The organism is Photobacterium aquae (assembly GCF_001029445.1).
Lineage (GTDB): Bacteria > Pseudomonadota > Gammaproteobacteria > Enterobacterales > Vibrionaceae > Photobacterium > Photobacterium aquae.
The window spans coordinates 1-316 of sequence record NZ_LDOT01000075.1 but is presented as its reverse complement, the minus strand read 5'-3'; the positions used below and the strand labels follow the sequence as shown (position 1 = coordinate 316).

The following is a 316-nucleotide window of genomic DNA, read 5'->3' as shown; positions in this document are numbered from 1 at the left end:
TGGTGGGCGATACCGGGCTCGAACCAGTGACCCCCTGCTTGTAAGGCAGGTGCTCTCCCAACTGAGCTAATCGCCCACGATAGTTTTGATTCCTTCGCGAGAAAGAATGGTGGGTCGTGCAGGATTCGAACCTGCGACCAATTGATTAAAAGTCAACTGCTCTACCAACTGAGCTAACGACCCGTGGCGTCCCATAGGGGAGTCGAACCCCTGTTACCGCCGTGAAAGGGCGGTGTCCTAGGCCTCTAGACGAATGGGACTAAGTTTTTCCGGGTTTGGGCACCCGAAACATGTTCTCTACTTTTTCGACCAGGCT

General features: G+C 54.1%; 3 tRNA genes. All 3 read right to left on the bottom strand.

The features are described from left to right. Window positions 1-76: transfer RNA gene (locus tag ABT56_RS22790), tRNA-Val, on the bottom strand. A gap of 31 nt (window positions 77-107) precedes the next feature. Further along, window positions 108-183: transfer RNA gene (locus ABT56_RS22785), tRNA-Lys, on the bottom strand. Window position 184: 1 nt separating this feature from the next. Further along, a tRNA-Glu gene (locus ABT56_RS22780) sits at window positions 185-260 on the bottom strand. Between the last annotated feature and the right edge of the window lie 56 nt (window positions 261-316).